Source organism: Streptomyces sp. NBC_00846, assembly GCF_045207325.1.
GTDB lineage: Bacteria > Actinomycetota > Actinomycetes > Streptomycetales > Streptomycetaceae > Streptomyces.
In genome coordinates, this window is the sequence record NZ_CP108846.1 from 2,630,514 (window position 1) to 2,645,660 (window position 15,147).

Here is a 15,147-nt window from a genome sequence, read left to right on the forward strand (position 1 = left end):
CTCTTCGAGGCCTCAATACAACGGGTCCACATCTATCAGACGCCCGCCCACCCCCGGGCCGGTCCAGGGGTTTGGACCACTTTCCGGTCACCCGGAAATTCTTTCCGGAAGTCGCGTCATAGTTGGCGTTGAGGGCGCTCTCTCCCTGTGCGGACCGGTCGCGGGACCGGCCCACAGGCACCGAAAGGACGCACTCATGCACACCGTCGTGGAGCGCGAGCTGCAGCTCAAGCTGGTTCTGTCACCCGAGCGCAGCATCCCCGTCCCTGCCCTGCTGACGTACCGCACGGCGGATCCGTACGCCGTGCACATCGCCTTTCACATCGGCTCCGACTTCCCCGTCCACTGGACGTTCGCCCGCGATCTGCTCATCGAGGGCGTGTTCCGGCCGTGCGGTCACGGGGACGTGCGGATCTGGCCGACGAAGGCCGACCGGCGCAACGTCCTCTTCGTGGCGCTGACTTCGCCCGAGGGCGACGCCCTGCTGGAGGTGCCGTCCGCCGCCGTGGCCGCCTGGGTGGAACGGACCCTGCGGCTGGTTCCGCCGGGTACGGAGACCGAGCGGCTCGGCATCGACGAAGGTCTCGCCGAGCTGCTCGCGCCGCTGCCGGCCGACGACCTGTGGCTCAGCGACCTGTGGGGGCCGGACGATTGGCAGGGCGGCGACGCGTGAGCAGGCGTGGCCGCGCTCCCCGTCGGCCGTCAGAACACCTTGCCCGGGTTGAGCAGCCCCAGCGGGTCGAAGGCCTGCTTGATGCCCCGGTGCAGTTCGACGCTCACCTCACCGAGCTCGCGCGCGAGCCACTCCTTCTTCAGTACGCCGACGCCGTGTTCACCCGTGATCGTGCCGCCGAGTTCCAGGCCGAGCCCCATGATCTCGTCGAAGGATTCACGGGCCCGCCGGGACTCGTCGGCGTCGGCGTGGTCGAAGCAGACGACGGGGTGGGTGTTGCCGTCGCCCGCGTGCGCGCAGACGCCGATGGTGAGGCCGTACTTCTCGGCAATGGCGGCGGTGCCCTCGAGCATCGCGCCGAGCTTCGAGCGCGGTACGCAGACGTCGTCGATCATCGTGGCCGACTTGACGGTCTCCAGTGCGGTGAGCGACATCCGCCGGGCCTGGAGCAGCATTTCGGACTCGGCGGCATCCTGGGCCGGGACCACCTCGGTGGCGCCCGCCGCGGTGCACAGCTCGCCGACGACGGCCAGGTCGGCCGACGGGTCCGGGGTGTCGAAGGCGGCGAGCAGGAGCGCCTCGGTGGTGTCGGGCAGGCCCATGTTGGCCATCTTGTTGACGGCACGGATCGTCGTACGGTCCATCAGTTCGAGGAGTGACGGAGTGTGACCGCGCTCCATGATCCGGCAGATCGCGTCGCACGCGGTCGCCGCGCTCGGGAACTCGGCGGCCAGCACCAGCTGCTGCGGCGGCCGGGGCTTCAGCGCGAGCACGGCCTTGACGACGATGCCGAGGCTGCCCTCCGAGCCGACGAAGAGCCGGGTGAGGTCGTATCCCGCGACGCCCTTCGCGGTACGGCGGCCGGTGGTGAGCAGGCGCCCGTCGGCGAGGACGACCTCCAGGCCGAGTACGTACTCTGCGGTGACCCCGTACTTCACGCAGCACAGCCCGCCGGACGCGGTGCCGATGTTGCCGCCGATGGTGCACATCTCCCAGCTGGAGGGGTCCGGCGGGTAGTACAGACCCTGTTCGTCGACCGCCCGCGAAAGCACCGCGTTGACGACACCGGGCTCGACGACCGCGATCCGGTCGACCGGGTTGATCTCCAGGATCCGGTCCATCTTCACGAGAGACAGCACGATGCAGCCCTCGGAGGCGTTGGCCGCGCCCGACAGACCGGTACGGGCGCCCTGCGGGACGACCGGGACGCGCAGGGCCGTTGCCGTGCGCATGATGTGCTGGACCTGCTCGACCGTACGCGGGAGCACGACGGCGACGGGCATCCCCGCCTCGCAGAAGCTCGCCATGTCGTGGGCGTACGAGACAGTGACGTCCGGATCGGTGATCAGGGCCTCGGCCGGCAGCCCCGCACGCAGTTGCTCGAGAAGTCCATTCATGATCCAAGCGTGGCACCCGGGCCCATTGGTGTGAACCCGTCTGCGGCAGCCTTCGCAAGACGCGGTGTGCTCTTCGTACTGACGCAGAGTGATCGGCATGGATGTCATGCCGCAGCAGCCCCCCGAGTCCGTCGATTCGACGAAGCCTCCCCCTGACTCTCCCCCTGGCCCGCCCCTTGAGCCCGCAGGAACCGACCCCGTACCCATGGACCCGGCGCCGCCGGACCCGGCATCCACGGACCCGGCATCCATGGACCCGGCGCCGCTGGACCCGGCGTCGTCGGCCGAGCTGCCGCCCCTCTCGCTGCGTACGACGCTGCGCAGGGCGGCCATGGGTGTGGTGGCGGGTGCGGTACTGGTGACGGGTGCGGTGGTGGCCGTGCCGGAGGACAAGAAGAAGTCCGCGCCGCCGCCCGCGCCGGGTCCGGTTTCACGTGCCCTGAAGGCGTCGGACATGGGCTATCCCGCCTCGCTCTCCGATCTGACGGCGCTGATCGGGGACCGGCAGCAGTGGGTGGGTACGCATCCTGCCGACGCGAAGTCGTGGGCGCTGCTCGGCACGGCCTTCGTGGAGTGGGGGCAGCGGTCCGCGGACGAGGCGTACTTCGGCCGGGCCGAGGAGGCGCTGAAGCGCTCGCTGAACGTCGAGCCGGGTGAGAAGGGGAACACGGCGGCCTGGGTGGGACTCGCGACGCTCGCCAATGCCCGCCACGACTTCGTCCTGGCGAAGAAGTGGGGCGAGACGGTACGGGCGCGGCAGCCGAAGCAGTGGACGGTGTACCCGGCGCTGATCGACGCGTACAACGGCCTCGGCGACTACAAGGCCTCACGCACGGCGGTCGAGCGGTTCGCGGCACTGCGCCCCGGCGCCGCGGCGCTCCTGCGGACGGCGCGGATGGACCGGGACCGCGGCTGGCGCGAGAATGCGCTGGCGGGCGCGCAGGACGCGGCGGACCGGGCCACCACGGCGGCGCAGAAGGCGCAGTGCCTGCATCTGCTGGGCCAACTGGCCTGGGAACGGGGCGAGCCCGAGGAGGCGGTCACGCAGTACAGCGCGGCGCTGCGGACCGACCGCGACCACTACGCGTCGTTCGCGGGCCGGGCCGCGGCGCTGGCGGCGCTCGGCCGCACGGACGACGCGGAACGCGACTACAAGGCGGCGCTGGCCGGTCTGCCCCGGCCCGAATACCTGCTGGACCTGGGCGAGTTGTACGAGTCGCTGGGCCGGGACGAGGATGCCCAAAGCCAGTACGCGCAGCTCCGCGAGACTCTCGCGCGTGGCGACGGCCAGGGCGTGGACAACGCGCTCCTGCGCGGCCGTTTCGAGGCCGCTCACGGGGACCCGGCGGTGGCGGTGAACGTGCTGAACGCGGAGTGGGCCCGGCAGCACCGAAGCGCGGCGATGGCGGACGCGCTGGGCTGGGCGCTGCACCTGTCCGGCGACTCGTCCGATGCCCTGCCGTACGCGACGCGTGCGGTCGGCGCGGAGAAACAGATCGCCTCGTACGCGTCCCATCTGGGCGCGATCCAGCAGGCGTTGAAGGACTACGACCCGGCGCGCCGCAACCTGACGGAGGCCCTGCGCATCAACCCGCACTTCTCACCGCTGGAGGGCCCGGCGGCCAAGGAGGCCCTGGACCTGCTGGGCGGCCCTTCGGCGGGCGGCCCGCCGGGCATGGCGCCCGCGAAGCCGTAGCGCGCTTCAGCGGCGCCGAGTCGTCGCTGACGGCGGCCGATCGGTTCGGTCGCCGGAGGGCCCACGATGCGCGGGCCCTCCGGCGACTTCCCTTCCATGCCACCCGGACCGGCTCGCCGGGAGCGGTGACGTAGCGGGGGGACGGCTTCCAGGTCGGGGTGGCTCGCATCGTGGCGTCGGCAGGAGCTTGGTGGCTTCCCGGTCCGGCGGCCGAGGCTCGTGTGCCGTCGGGCATCAGCGGTCACTTGCCGGGCGTCTTCTGATGGCGGGCGCGGGGCGGGTTCGCGTTCCAACCCCGAGAACGACTACGTGGGCAAGATGCGCGACTACCCGGCCATGCGGATCCCCCACTACCTGATCATCGACACGCGCGCCGGAATCGTCCTGCACCACTGGAAGCCGACGGGCGGGGACGACAGCGACGCACGGTACGCCAACACGATGGAGTACACGTTCGGCGACGTCGTCCCCGTCGGCGAATGGACCATCGACACGAGCGTCTTCCTCCGTTACGCACAGGACGACGGCCAGTGACTTCGCCACCGATCGGGAATGCCATCCAGGCCCGGCGTACCGCGCTCGGGCTGTCCCAGACGGAGCTCGCCCAGCTGGCCCCGGACCACGCAGGCCCAGGTCTCCCGCATCGAACGCGGTGCCATCACCCCGACTCTTCCGGTCCTGGAACGGCTCGCCCGCGCACTTGACGCCGACCTGGAAGTCACGCTGAAAGCGCTCTGAAGGGGCTGACCACCGCCCGCGCGCCAGGGCGGTCCGAAGTGCCCCCCTCGTTCTGCGTCTCCCCTCGGACGGCGAGCTCGACGCCTTCGCTCAGGTGGCCGCCGACGGAGTTGTCCCCGACGGCGCTGTGTACTTCCCGCAGCCCTGGGCCTCCGCGCCGCCGACCGAGCGGGCCAGGAGCGTCGTGCAGAACCACTGGTGGGCGCGAGGTGACTGGACCCGCGAGGCCTGGCGCCTGCTCCTCGCCGTCTTCCGCGACGGCCAGGTCATCGGCCAGCAGAACCTCTCCGCCCGCAACTTCGCCACCACCGGCGAGGCCCGCACCGGCTTCTGGCTCGGCCGCCGCTTCCAGGGCCAGGGCTACGGCACCCAGATGCGTGCCGCCGCCCTGGCCCTTGCCTTGACTGCCTTGGCGCCGCTCGTGTCACCTCCACCGCCTTCGCCGACAACGCCGCCTCGCGGGCGGTGTCCAGCAAGTTCGGGACGCGGCCGGGGTCGGGGGCGAGGTTGTCCCAGGCGGCGACGACACCCGACGAAACGAACCGTTTTACACTCGCGTTCGATTCACTGAGATCGGCGGCGTTGAGCCCCGCCGACAGTTCTGAGCTGGTCCACCGGGTCAGGCAGGAGCTGTAGCCGACAGGAAGAGGTAACTACCGCGCTTGCCCCTGAACTTGGCCATGTCGCCTGGCGTACCAGTAGCTACAGCGGCGGGGGTTCGTCCGGTGGCGACTGCGTGGAGGTGGCCGCCCTCCCCACCGGCACCGCCGTCCGCGACAGCAAGAACCCCGCAGGCCCCGCCCTCCGCTTCGGTGACAGGACCTGGGCCGTTTTCCTCGCGGAGGCCAAGCGGGCGCGGTAGTGCAACGCTCCGGCCGGCGCACAGGGCCGGGGCTGTCGGGCGTGCCGGAGGCTCCGGTCCGAGCGGTCGGTGGACGTCCTCCGCCGGACCGCTCCCCCTGTCGGCAGCCGACCGGCCGCCCTGCCGTTCAGGATCGCGTCCTCCTGTGCCCCGCACCGAGAGCCCTCGCGCCATATCATCAAACGCATGAACGACACCGTGTACGAGCACCTGCGCAAGTACGCCAAGGAACTCACCGTGCCTCCCGGTCTGGACTATCCGGAGATCAGCCATGGCGAGATCGTCATGATGATGTCGCCCGTGAAACGGCACGAGCTCGCCGCCCTGCGTCTGCGCAGGCAGCTCGATGCCCAGCTCCCGGAGGGCGTGATCGCCCATACCGGCGGAGACGTCGAGGACCAAGTGCTCGGGATCCTGCGGCGCCCCGATGTGATCGTGGTTCCCGAATCCGTACTCGAAGAAGGGGACGAGGAAGGCATTGATCCTGCGGATGTTCTCCTGGCCTCCGAGATCGTTTCGCGTTCCAACCCCGAGAACGACTACGTGGGCAAGATGCGCGACTACCCGGCCATGCGGATCCCCCACTACCTGATCATCGACCCGCGCGCCGGAATCGTCCTGCACCACTGGAAGCCGACGGGCGGGGACGGCAGCGACGCACGGTACGCCAACACCATGGAGTACACGTTCGGCGACATCGTCCCCGTCGGCGAATGGACCATCGACACGAGCGTCTTCCTCCGTTACGCACAGGAAGACGGACGGTGACTTCGCCACCGATCGGGAATGCCATTCAGGCCCGGCGTACCGCGCTCGGGCTCTCCCAGTCGGAGCTCGCCCAGCTGGCCCGGACCACGCAGGCCCAGGTCTCCCGCATCGAACGCGGCGCCATCACCCCGACTCTTCCGATCCTGGAACGGCTCGCCCGCGCGCTCGGCGCCGACCTGGAAGTCACGCTGAAGGCACGCTGAGGGGTGCCGACGGTGGCCCGGGCGCCGAGGGAGATCCGAGGGCCCCGGACAGCAGAAACGGGCTCCCCGGAGGGAGCCCGTTCCGCTGTCCCGAGCGGAGGCTCAGAGGTTGCCGCGCCTCTCCTGCTCGCGTTCGATCGCCTCGAACAGGGCCTTGAAGTTGCCCTTGCCGAAGCCCATCGAGCCGTGGCGTTCGATCATCTCGAAGAAGACGGTCGGGCGGTCCTGGACCGGCTTGGTGAAGATCTGGAGCAGGTAGCCGTCCTCGTCGCGGTCGACGAGGATCTTGAGCTCGCGCAGGGTCTCCACGGGGACCCGGGTCTCGCCCGCCCACTCGCCGAGGGTGTCGTAGTACGAATCGGGGGTGTCCAGGAACTGGACGCCGGCCGCCCGCATCGCGCGCACCGAGGCGACGATGTCGTTCGTGGCGAGCGCGATGTGCTGGACGCCCGCGCCGCCGTAGAACTCCAGGTACTCGTCGATCTGGGACTTCTTCTTGGCGACGGCCGGTTCGTTGATCGGGAACTTGACCTTGAGCGTGCCGTCGGCGACGACCTTGGACATCAGGGCGGAGTACTCGGTGGCGATGTCGTCGCCCACGAACTCCTTCATGTTGGTGAAGCCCATGACGGAGTTGTAGAAGGCAACCCACTCGTTCATCCGGCCGAGTTCCACATTGCCGACGCAGTGGTCGATGGCCTGGAAGAAACGCTTGGCCGGCGGCTCGACGATCGGGGCCGCGGCGACGAAGCCGGGGAGGTACGGGCCGTCGTAGCCGGTGCGCTCGACGAGGGTGTGGCGGGTCTTGCCGTACGTGGCGATGGCGGCGAGGACGACCGTGCCGTGCTCGTCCTTGACCTCGTGCGGCTCGGCGAGGCCGAGGGCGCCGTGCTCGACCGCGTACGCGTAGGCCGCGCGGGCGTCCGGGACCTCGATGGCCAGGTCGACGACGCCGTCGCCGTGCTCGGCCACGTGGTCGGCGAGGAAGCGGCCGTGGTCGGTGGACGCCTTGATGACGGAGGTGAGGACGAACCTGGCCGAGCCGTTGGTCAGGACGTAACTCGCCGTCTCACGGCTGCCGTTCTCCGGTCCGGAGTAGGCGACCAGCTTCATACCGAAGGCCGTCGAGTAATAGTGTGCGGCCTGCTTGGCGTTGCCGACGGCGAAGACGACCGCGTCCATTCCCTTCACCGGGAAGGGGTCGGCCTGCCGGGCAGTGTCGGGGGTGGTGTGCAGAGTCTCAGTCATGTCCGAAGGCTCTCGCCGCTTCGCAAGGTGCGCAACAGTTCGCGAATTCGCTGGGCAATCTGCACAGCGAATGGGGATGATGGCCGGGCTATCTGTACATGATGACCATCACAGTGACCCCCCGGAGACGCACCATGGCGATCGATCATCTGGACGGCCGGCTCATCGTACTGCTGGCGCGCGAACCCCGCATCGGCGTTCTGGAGACCTCGCGCCGGCTCGGCGTGGCGCGGGGGACGGTGCAGGCGCGGCTCGACCGCCTTCAGTCGAATGGAGTCATCCGCGGATTCGGCCCGACCGTCGATCCGGCGGCGCTCGGCTACCCGGTCACGGCGTTCGCCACGCTGGAGATCAAGCAGGGTCAAGGAGCGGACGTACGGGCGCACTTGGCCGGTGTTCCGGAGGTGCTGGAGCTGCACACCACCACCGGGCACGGCGACATGCTCTGCCGTCTCGTGGCGCGTTCCAACGCCGATCTCCAGCGGGTGATCGACCGGGTTGTCGGTTTTGATGGCATCGTCCGGGCCTCCACGGCCATCGTCATGGAGAACCCGGTTCCGCTGCGCATCATCCCGCTCGTCGAGCAGGCCGCGGAGGACGACGACTGAGCCAAGGAGTGACGTGTGAGCTTCTGGGAGTATCTGGGCAACCGGCACCAACAGCTGCTCACCGACGCGTTCCAGCACATCAGCGCGGTATTCCAGTGCATGGTCATCGCCACCGTGCTGGGCATCCTGATCGGGGTCGTCACCTATCGCAGCGGGTGGGCGGGTTCGCTGGCGATCACGTCGACGGCGACGATCCTCACCATTCCGTCCCTCGCCGCGATCGGTCTGCTCATCCCGCTGGTCGGGCTGGGGGTCCCGCCGACGGTGGTCACTCTGACGCTGTACGGGCTGCTGCCGATCGTCCGTAACTCCATCGTGGGGCTGCGGGGGGTCGATCCGGCGCTCGTCGATGCGGCGAAGGGCATCGGGATGTCGCGGCCCGCCCGGCTGTTCCGGGTGGAACTGCCGATCGCCTGGCCGCCGATCCTCACCGGCATCCGGGTCTCCACCCAGATGCTGATGGGCATCGCCGCCATCGCCGCGTACGCGTCGGGCCCGGGCCTGGGCAACGAGATCTTCCGCGGCATCGCCTCGCTGGGCAGCGCCAACGCGATCAATCAGGTGCTCGCGGGCACGCTCGGCATCGTCATCCTCGCCCTGCTGTTCGACGCCGCGTACGTCCTGCTCGGGCGGCTCACCATCCCTAGGGGGATTCGTGCCTGAGACCGCCGACGCCGGGACGACCGGGTCCGGGCCTGCCGGGAGCACCGACGCCGGCACCGCCTACCGTGCCGGGACGACACACACCACCTCCGGCGCCACCATCCACCTGGACAATCTGACCAAGCGCTACCCGGGCAATCCGAACCCGGCGGTGGACAACGTCACGATGGACATCAAGGCGGGCGAGACCGTGATCTTCGTCGGCCCGTCCGGCTGCGGGAAGTCCACCACCCTGAAGATGATCAACCGGCTGATCGAGCCGACGTCCGGGCGGATCAGGATCAACGACGAGGACGTCACCGACATCGACCCGGTGAGGCTGCGCCGCAAGATCGGTTACGCGATCCAGTCGTCCGGGCTCTTCCCGCACATGACGGTCGCGGAGAACATCGCCCTCGTACCGAAGATGGTCGGCTGGTCGAAGCCGAAGGTGAAGGACCGGGTCGAGGAGATGCTCGATCTCGTCGGCCTCGATCCCCGGGAGTTCCACGGCCGCTACCCGCGTGCGCTCTCCGGCGGACAGCAGCAGCGGGTGGGCGTGGCACGGGCCCTGGCGGCCGACCCGCCGGTGCTGCTGATGGACGAACCATTCGGCGCGGTCGACCCGATCACCCGCGACCACCTCCAGGACGAGCTGATCCGGCTCCAGCACGAGCTGCACAAGACGATCGTCTTCGTCACCCACGACTTCGACGAGGCGATCAAGCTGGGTGACCGGATCGCCGTACTGCGGGAGCGTTCGCACATCGCGCAGTTCGACACTCCGGAGGCGATCCTCACCAACCCGACGGACGACTTCGTCTCGGGTTTCGTCGGTGCCGGGGCGGCGCTGAAACGGCTCAACCTCACCCGCGTACGGGATGTGGAGATCGCCCAGTTCCCGACGGTGACGGTCGACGACCCGCTCCAGTCGATCTTCAACACGCTGCGCAGCAGTCTGCACAACGAGCTCCTGATGCTGGACCGCAGGAACCGCCCGTACAAGTGGCTGCGGCGCGGCGACCTGATGCGGGCCCGGGGTTCGCTGGCGCGGGCCGGGCAGCTGGTCCATGACACGGTGACGCGCGACGCGACGCTGCACGACGCGCTGGAGGCGGTGCTGATCGACAGCGGGGGGCGGGTCGCGGTGACCGGGCGGCGCGGCGAGTTCATCGGGGTCGTCGACATGCACACCCTGATGAATTCCGTCCATGAGCTGCTGGAGGCCGACCGGCTCACCGCCATCGAGCACCAGCACGACCTGGAGGAACTCCGCTCCCACCAGACCGAACAGGAGCTGGAAGGCGGTGCGGACGGATGAATCCCGACTCCCCGCTCGATTCCGGTTCGTCGCGTACGGCGCGTTCCCCCCGCCGGGTGCCCTCGTCCGACAAGGACCGTCCGCCCGGCGAACACGACGTCAAGGGCCACGCCTTCCGCGACGAGGAGGAGGAACCCCCGCCGCCACCGGAACGGCCGCGGCGCCGGATCACCTGGCAGAAACTGGTGGTGCTGCCGGCCGCGCTCGTGATCGTCCTGGTCATCACCTACCTGTGGATCACCAACATCCCCCTCGACTCGATCGCGAGGAATTCGCTCACCGGCGGCAATGTGCAGTTGCGCTGGTGGCAGCATGTGGAGCTGACCGCGATCTCGACGTTCTGGGTGCTGATCATCGCCATCCCGCTGGGGATCGCACTGACCCGGCGCAGGCTGCGCAGGGGCGCCCCGCTGGTCACGGCGCTCGCCAACATCGGGCAGGCGACCCCGGCGATCGGTCTGCTGGCGCTGCTGGTGATCTGGCTGGGCATCGGCCCGTCGACGGCGATCATCGGCATGGTGATCTACGCGGTGCTGCCGGTGTTCTCCAACACGGTGGCCGGTCTGAAGGCGATCGCACCGGACCTGGTGGAGGCCTCGCGCGGCATCGGCATGTCGGCGATGGGGACGCTCGCGAAGGTCGAACTGCCGCTTGCCGTCCCGCTGATCCTGGCCGGTGTACGGACGGCGCTGGTGCTCAATGTCGGCACCGCGACCCTGGCCACCTTCGTCGGCGGCGGCGGTCTCGGGGACCTGATCACCTCGGGCATCCAGACCCAGCGGATGCCGGTGCTGGTGCTCGGTTCCGTACTGACGGTGGTGCTGGCGCTGCTGGTGGACTGGCTGGCGTCGCTGGTCGAGGTGGCGCTGACACCGCGCGGGCTGGAGGTGGGGTGAGATGGGCGCGGGGACGAGGCGGGGTGCGAAGGCCCGACGGAGGGTGCGTGCCTGGCTCGTGGGGGTGGTGGCGCTGGCGCCGGCGCTCGCCGGGTGCGGGCTGAAGAGCGGCTCGCCGATGGTGGACGACGTGGTGCCGGGCTCCGTCGGCCGGGGGAAGCCGCTGGACGGTGCCTCGTTGACCGTCACCTCGAAGAACTTCAGCGAGAACATCGTCCTGGGCCAGATGATCGGCCTGGTCTTCAAAGCGGCCGGGGCGGAGGTCCTGGACCGGACGAACCTGCCCGGTTCGATCAGTGCGCGCGAGGCGATCGTCAAGGGCGGCGCGGACGCGATGTACGAGTACACGGGCACCGGCTGGATCACCTACCTGGGTCACGCGAAGCCGATCGCCGACCCGTTGAAGCAATGGGAGGCGGTCCGGGACGAGGACCGGAAGAACGGGGTGACGTGGCTGCCGCAGTCCACCCTCAACAACACCTACGCGCTCGCCATCAGCCGGAAGAACAACGCGAAGTACCACCTGAAGACGCTCTCCGACGTCGCCGCGCTGTCGAAGAAGAACCCGTCGGCGGTGACGATCTGCGTGGAGAACGAGTTCGCCTCGCGCGACGACGGACTGCTGGGCATGGAGAAGGCGTACGGGATGTCCCTGCCGGCCGCCAACATCAAGAAGATGGACGCCGGGATCATCTACACCCAGGTCTCGAAGTCGAACTCCTGCCTGCTGGGCGAGGTGTACACCACGGACGGCCGGATCAAGGCCATGGACCTGGAAGTTCTCGTGGACGACAAGCACTTCTTCCCCAACTACAACGCGGCGCCCGTCATTCACACCAAGACCTTCGAGAAGTACCCGCAGATCGCGGGGCTGCTCGACCCGCTCAGCAAGAAGCTGACGACGGAGGTCGCGCGGGAACTCAACGCGAAGGTGGACGTCGAAGGGCAGGACCCGCACGAGGTGGCGAAGGGCTGGCTGATCCGGGAGGGGTTCATCGAGAACAAGAAGGGGTGAGGGGGTGAGGGCCGCCGGCGGGGGCTTCCCCGAGTTACAAAGGAGTCGATGCAAAGAAAGACTTGCAAAGCTGTCTTTGCAAGTCTACCGTTGAGGCATGGCAGCGACAGAAGCCGCCGGCAGCGACACCGCCGCCGACGATCAGAAGATCCTCAACATCGATGCCCGCACCCTGCGCGGGCTCGCCCACCCCCTGCGCATCCGACTACTCAACGCGCTCCGGGAGTTCGGCCCCGCCACCGCGTCCGGCCTCGCCGACCGGCTCGGCGAGTCCAGCGGCGCCACCAGCTATCACCTGCGCCAGCTGGCCACCTACGGCTTCGTGGAGGACGACCCCGAGCTCGGCAAGGGGCGCGAGCGGTGGTGGCGGGCGGCGCACTCCGGCAGCGCCTTCGACACCAGGATCATGCGGGACGCCGACCCCGAGGTCCGCGGCGCGATGAACGTCGTACTCCACGAGCTCGCCACGACCCATGCCCAGGAGCTCAACACCTGGCTCGGCACGATGCACGAGTGGCCCGAGGAGTGGACCCAGAACTGGGACCTCAGCGACTTCAAGATCCGGCTCACCCCTGAGCTCACCAGCGAACTGGCCCACAAGATCCACGACCTGGTCAACAGCTATCGCGGACGTGTCCCCGAGGGCACCGAGGGCTCGGCCATGGTCCGTACGCATACGCATCTCTTCCCCCGCCCCAACGCCTGAACCGACCGAAGGGACCCCTCGCCATGAACGCCGAGACGCACCTGCAGCTGCACAGGGCCCGCTCCACCGAACTGCACCACCAGGCCGACGAGTCCCGCCTGGCGCCGCGCGCCCCGCGCAAGGACCTGCGGACCCAATTGGGCTGGACCATGGTCGAGTTGGGCCTGCGCCTGATACCGAACCGGCCCACGCTGTCGGCTCACTCGCCTCGAACGGCCTAGAGCCATGGACGGGGGGGGAGGAAGAACGCACACGAGAGCGCGCACGACAACACAGACACCGACACACCCGTCGACGCGCACACCGAGAGCCGTGACCGCAGGCCGCTCGCTTCTTCTACGGCAGCGTGCCCGATGAACTGCGCAGCCGGGTCTCCGGGGTCCTCACGGCGGGCGGCGAACCGGCCATGCCGGTGGGTGGTCTCGCGGCGGGCCTGCTGGTGGAGAGCGCGGGCGCGCGGGGTGCGCTGCTGGCGATGGGCGGGGTGTACCTGCTGGCGACGCTGAGCCCGCTGGTGTTCCCGGCGTGGCGCACGATGGACGGGGCGGGGGCCGGGGACGGAACCGGGACCGGGGACGCGGCGGCGGAGGCTGCTGTACCGTCCACGGCCGTCCAGGTCAGCAGCTCGGGACGTTACGTCCGTGCTCCAGCGCCTGGAGCGAGGACACCGCGCTCTTCAGGGTCGTGACCGGGATCAGCCGGAGCCCCTTGGGCAGCTCCGCGCCCGCCTCCCTGCACTCGGCCTTCGGGACGAGGAAGACAGTCGCACCGTCACGGCGCGCGGCCTGCGTCTTCAGTGACACCCCACCAACGGCCCCGACCTCGCCGTTCGCCTGGATCGTGCCGGTACCCGCGACGGTGCGGCCACCGGTCAGATCGCCGCCGGAGCCGTCGCCGTCGAGCTTGTCGACGATGCCGAGCGCGAAGAACAGGCCCGCGCTGGGGCCGCCCACGTCGGCGAGGTGCAGGGTGATGTCGACCGAGCCCTTGGGCTTGCCGAGGTAGTTGAGGGCCGCGTCGACGGCGGAGTTCTGCGACTTCCGCATGTCTTCGAGGTTGTGCTTCTCGATCTCCTTCTCGGAGCCGCCGGTCGGGTAGACGGACTCGCGGGGCAGGACCGCCCGGTCCGTACGGAACCAGCCGTCGATCACCTCGCCGACGCCGACATCGGCGTTCGGCCCGGTCGCGATGATCGTCGTCATCCGCAGCTCACCCTTGGTGGGACGGGTGGGCGCGCCCTTGATGCTGATCACGGGGGTGCCGTGGTCCTTCCCGAGCACGTTCGCGGTCGTGCCGGGCTGCGCCAGCGTGAACGGCAGCGGCGCGAGGGCGGCCACGCCGAACAGGGCGAGGACGGGCAAGGCGCACAGGGCGAGGGTGCGGGGGCGCGAGTGACGAGTGAGCACCCGCCCAATCTAGCCGCCGGGGCGGGATGTGTGGGCCGGGTGGTAGGGCGTCCCGGTCCTGCCCGGACTGCCCGCGCTCCGTGAGCGGCCGGGGTCGTCCGGTCGGCTGCTTTGTCCTCAATCGCCGGACGGGCTCGATTTAGCCACCCCGCCGCAACACGCGACAGGCCGGGCACGCCCGACCCGCCGATTCGTCCTCAATCGCCGGACGGGCTTGATGTGGCCCGCCCGGCCGCCACACGCGACAGGCCGGGTAGGCCGGTCGGCCACGGTATATGCAACCGCCCGGCCCCCACCGTTTGCCCTACCTCAGTGCGTCCGCGACCTCGCGGGCCGCGTCCACGACGCGGGGGCCGACGCGTTCGGGTACGGAGTCGGCGAGCATCACCACGCCGACGCTGCCCTCGACGCCCGTCACCCCGACCAGGGCGGCCGCCGCCCCGCTCGCCCCGGCCTCCAGTTCGCCGTGGGTGAGGGTGAAGGCGGTCTCGCCCACCGGCTTCTTGCGGGCGGCGAGGATCGCCCGGCCGGCGGCGCCCCGGTCCAGCGGGTGGCGGAAGCCGGCCCGGTAGGCCACGTGGTAGTCGGTCCAGGTCGGCTCGACGACCGCGACGGCCAGCGCGTCGCTGCCGTCGACCAGCGTGAGGTGGGCAGTGGCCCCGATGTCCTCCGCGAGGGACCGCAGCGCGGGCAGCGCGGCTTCCCGTACGAGCGGATGGACCTGGCGGCCAAGGCGCAGCACGCCCAGGCCCACCCTGGCCCGGCCGCCCAGATCGCGGCGTATCAAGGCGTGTTGTTCCAGGGTGGCCAGCAGACGGTAGACCACGGTCCGGTTGACGCCGAGTTTGTTGGACAACTCGGTGACGGTCAGGCCGTGGTCGGTGTCGGCGAGCAGTTTGAGGACCCGTAGTCCCCGGTCGAGCGTCTGGGAGGTCTCCGCGGTCACGACGCCCTCTCCTCTGTGGTGA

Annotated in this window: 19 protein-coding genes and 1 pseudogene; 16 read left to right on the plus strand and 4 right to left on the minus strand. The window is 69.6% G+C overall.

Annotated elements, in window-relative coordinates:
• Nucleotides 1–196 precede the first annotated feature (196 nt).
• Nucleotides 197–673 carry an SsgA family sporulation/cell division regulator gene (locus OG936_RS12165; protein ID WP_406494522.1) on the plus strand — a complete coding sequence of 159 codons (477 nt, stop codon included), beginning with the start codon at nucleotides 197–199 and terminating at the stop codon, nucleotides 671–673.
• 29 nt (nucleotides 674–702) lie between these two features.
• Here the strand turns inward: OG936_RS12165 and OG936_RS12170 are convergent, their stop codons facing one another.
• A complete protein-coding gene (locus OG936_RS12170) occupies nucleotides 703–2,070 on the minus strand; it encodes an FAD-binding oxidoreductase (protein WP_406494524.1) in 1,368 nt (455 codons plus the stop codon).
• 97 nt (nucleotides 2,071–2,167) lie between these two features.
• Between OG936_RS12170 and OG936_RS12175 the strand changes: the two genes are divergently transcribed.
• From OG936_RS12175 to OG936_RS12205, 7 genes are all read left to right on the plus strand, one after another.
• Nucleotides 2,168–3,766 (plus strand): tetratricopeptide repeat protein, encoded by a 1,599-nt coding sequence (locus OG936_RS12175; protein ID WP_406494526.1) that lies wholly within the window; start codon nucleotides 2,168–2,170, stop codon nucleotides 3,764–3,766.
• A 309-nt stretch (nucleotides 3,767–4,075) separates the two neighbouring features.
• Entirely contained in the window at nucleotides 4,076–4,300 is a 225-nt protein-coding gene (locus OG936_RS12180) for a hypothetical protein (RefSeq protein WP_406494528.1), read from the plus strand.
• A gap of 18 nt (nucleotides 4,301–4,318) precedes the next feature.
• Nucleotides 4,319–4,504 carry a helix-turn-helix domain-containing protein gene (locus OG936_RS12185; RefSeq protein ID WP_406494530.1) on the plus strand — a complete coding sequence of 62 codons (186 nt, stop codon included), beginning with the start codon at nucleotides 4,319–4,321 and terminating at the stop codon, nucleotides 4,502–4,504.
• A gap of 52 nt (nucleotides 4,505–4,556) precedes the next feature.
• Nucleotides 4,557–5,075 carry a GNAT family N-acetyltransferase; N-acetyltransferase gene (locus OG936_RS12190; RefSeq protein ID WP_406500411.1) on the plus strand — a complete coding sequence of 173 codons (519 nt, stop codon included), beginning with the start codon at nucleotides 4,557–4,559 and terminating at the stop codon, nucleotides 5,073–5,075.
• Nucleotides 5,076–5,105: 30 nt separating this feature from the next.
• The gene (locus tag OG936_RS12195; protein ID WP_406500413.1) at nucleotides 5,106–5,366 is read left to right on the plus strand and encodes a DUF397 domain-containing protein; all 261 of its coding nucleotides are present in this window, start codon (nucleotides 5,106–5,108) and stop codon (nucleotides 5,364–5,366) included.
• Nucleotides 5,367–5,552: 186 nt separating this feature from the next.
• The gene (locus tag OG936_RS12200) at nucleotides 5,553–6,134 is read left to right on the plus strand and encodes a Uma2 family endonuclease (RefSeq protein ID WP_406494532.1); all 582 of its coding nucleotides are present in this window, start codon (nucleotides 5,553–5,555) and stop codon (nucleotides 6,132–6,134) included.
• Nucleotides 6,131–6,337, plus strand: a complete 207-nt coding sequence (locus OG936_RS12205; RefSeq protein ID WP_406494534.1) for a helix-turn-helix transcriptional regulator — start codon at nucleotides 6,131–6,133, stop codon at nucleotides 6,335–6,337. Before OG936_RS12200 ends, OG936_RS12205 begins: the two co-directional genes overlap by 4 nt.
• Before the next feature lie 102 nt (nucleotides 6,338–6,439).
• Here the strand turns inward: OG936_RS12205 and hppD are convergent, their stop codons facing one another.
• On the minus strand, nucleotides 6,440–7,585 hold the full coding sequence (gene hppD, locus OG936_RS12210; protein ID WP_266746450.1) for a 4-hydroxyphenylpyruvate dioxygenase: 1,146 nt from the start codon (nucleotides 7,583–7,585) through the stop codon (nucleotides 6,440–6,442).
• A gap of 134 nt (nucleotides 7,586–7,719) precedes the next feature.
• Here hppD and OG936_RS12215 point away from each other — a divergent pair, with 134 nt between their 5' ends.
• The 8 genes and pseudogenes from OG936_RS12215 to OG936_RS12250 all read left to right on the plus strand — a co-directional run.
• On the plus strand, nucleotides 7,720–8,193 hold the full coding sequence (locus tag OG936_RS12215; RefSeq protein ID WP_406494536.1) for an Lrp/AsnC family transcriptional regulator: 474 nt from the start codon (nucleotides 7,720–7,722) through the stop codon (nucleotides 8,191–8,193).
• 15 nt (nucleotides 8,194–8,208) lie between these two features.
• The gene (locus tag OG936_RS12220) at nucleotides 8,209–8,856 is read left to right on the plus strand and encodes an ABC transporter permease (RefSeq protein ID WP_383756977.1); all 648 of its coding nucleotides are present in this window, start codon (nucleotides 8,209–8,211) and stop codon (nucleotides 8,854–8,856) included.
• A gap of 100 nt (nucleotides 8,857–8,956) precedes the next feature.
• Nucleotides 8,957–10,156, plus strand: a complete 1,200-nt coding sequence (locus tag OG936_RS12225; protein ID WP_406500414.1) for an ABC transporter ATP-binding protein — start codon at nucleotides 8,957–8,959, stop codon at nucleotides 10,154–10,156.
• Entirely contained in the window at nucleotides 10,153–11,052 is a 900-nt protein-coding gene (locus OG936_RS12230; protein WP_406494538.1) for an ABC transporter permease, read from the plus strand. Before OG936_RS12225 ends, OG936_RS12230 begins: the two co-directional genes overlap by 4 nt.
• Before the next feature lies 1 nt (nucleotide 11,053).
• Nucleotides 11,054–12,067 (plus strand): glycine betaine ABC transporter substrate-binding protein, encoded by a 1,014-nt coding sequence (locus tag OG936_RS12235; protein ID WP_406494539.1) that lies wholly within the window; start codon nucleotides 11,054–11,056, stop codon nucleotides 12,065–12,067.
• A gap of 97 nt (nucleotides 12,068–12,164) precedes the next feature.
• Entirely contained in the window at nucleotides 12,165–12,773 is a 609-nt protein-coding gene (locus tag OG936_RS12240; protein ID WP_406494541.1) for an ArsR/SmtB family transcription factor, read from the plus strand.
• Nucleotides 12,774–12,796: 23 nt separating this feature from the next.
• Nucleotides 12,797–12,994 carry a hypothetical protein gene (locus tag OG936_RS12245; RefSeq protein WP_406494543.1) on the plus strand — a complete coding sequence of 66 codons (198 nt, stop codon included), beginning with the start codon at nucleotides 12,797–12,799 and terminating at the stop codon, nucleotides 12,992–12,994.
• Between the two features lie 116 nt (nucleotides 12,995–13,110).
• Nucleotides 13,111–13,461 (plus strand): annotated as a pseudogene (locus OG936_RS12250) (MFS transporter); the annotation flags it as partial.
• Here OG936_RS12250 and OG936_RS12255 read toward each other — a convergent pair.
• Both OG936_RS12255 and OG936_RS12260 read right to left on the minus strand, forming a co-directional pair.
• Nucleotides 13,391–14,179 carry a S16 family serine protease gene (locus OG936_RS12255; protein WP_406494545.1) on the minus strand — a complete coding sequence of 263 codons (789 nt, stop codon included), beginning with the start codon at nucleotides 14,177–14,179 and terminating at the stop codon, nucleotides 13,391–13,393. The pseudogene OG936_RS12250 and the gene OG936_RS12255 sit on opposite strands and share 71 nt — an antisense overlap.
• 304 nt (nucleotides 14,180–14,483) lie before the next feature.
• Nucleotides 14,484–15,125 (minus strand): IclR family transcriptional regulator, encoded by a 642-nt coding sequence (locus OG936_RS12260; RefSeq protein ID WP_383756993.1) that lies wholly within the window; start codon nucleotides 15,123–15,125, stop codon nucleotides 14,484–14,486.
• Between the last annotated feature and the right edge of the window lie 22 nt (nucleotides 15,126–15,147).

Bases quoted from the DNA above. Each gene is read 5' to 3' on its own strand.
- OG936_RS12165 (WP_406494522.1), top strand. From the start codon at position 197: ATGCACACCGTCGTGGAGCGCGAGCTGCAGCTCAAGCTGGTTCTGTCA.
- OG936_RS12170 (WP_406494524.1), bottom strand. From the start codon at position 2,070: ATGAATGGACTTCTCGAGCAACTGCGTGCGGGGCTGCCGGCCGAGGCC.
- OG936_RS12175 (WP_406494526.1), top strand. From the start codon at position 2,168: ATGGATGTCATGCCGCAGCAGCCCCCCGAGTCCGTCGATTCGACGAAG.
- OG936_RS12185 (WP_406494530.1), top strand. From the start codon at position 4,319: ATGCCATCCAGGCCCGGCGTACCGCGCTCGGGCTGTCCCAGACGGAGC.
- OG936_RS12200 (WP_406494532.1), top strand. From the start codon at position 5,553: ATGAACGACACCGTGTACGAGCACCTGCGCAAGTACGCCAAGGAACTC.
- hppD (WP_266746450.1), bottom strand. From the start codon at position 7,585: ATGACTGAGACTCTGCACACCACCCCCGACACTGCCCGGCAGGCCGAC.
- OG936_RS12215 (WP_406494536.1), top strand. From the start codon at position 7,720: ATGGCGATCGATCATCTGGACGGCCGGCTCATCGTACTGCTGGCGCGC.
- OG936_RS12230 (WP_406494538.1), top strand. From the start codon at position 10,153: ATGAATCCCGACTCCCCGCTCGATTCCGGTTCGTCGCGTACGGCGCGT.
- OG936_RS12235 (WP_406494539.1), top strand. From the start codon at position 11,054: ATGGGCGCGGGGACGAGGCGGGGTGCGAAGGCCCGACGGAGGGTGCGT.
- OG936_RS12240 (WP_406494541.1), top strand. From the start codon at position 12,165: ATGGCAGCGACAGAAGCCGCCGGCAGCGACACCGCCGCCGACGATCAG.
- OG936_RS12245 (WP_406494543.1), top strand. From the start codon at position 12,797: ATGAACGCCGAGACGCACCTGCAGCTGCACAGGGCCCGCTCCACCGAA.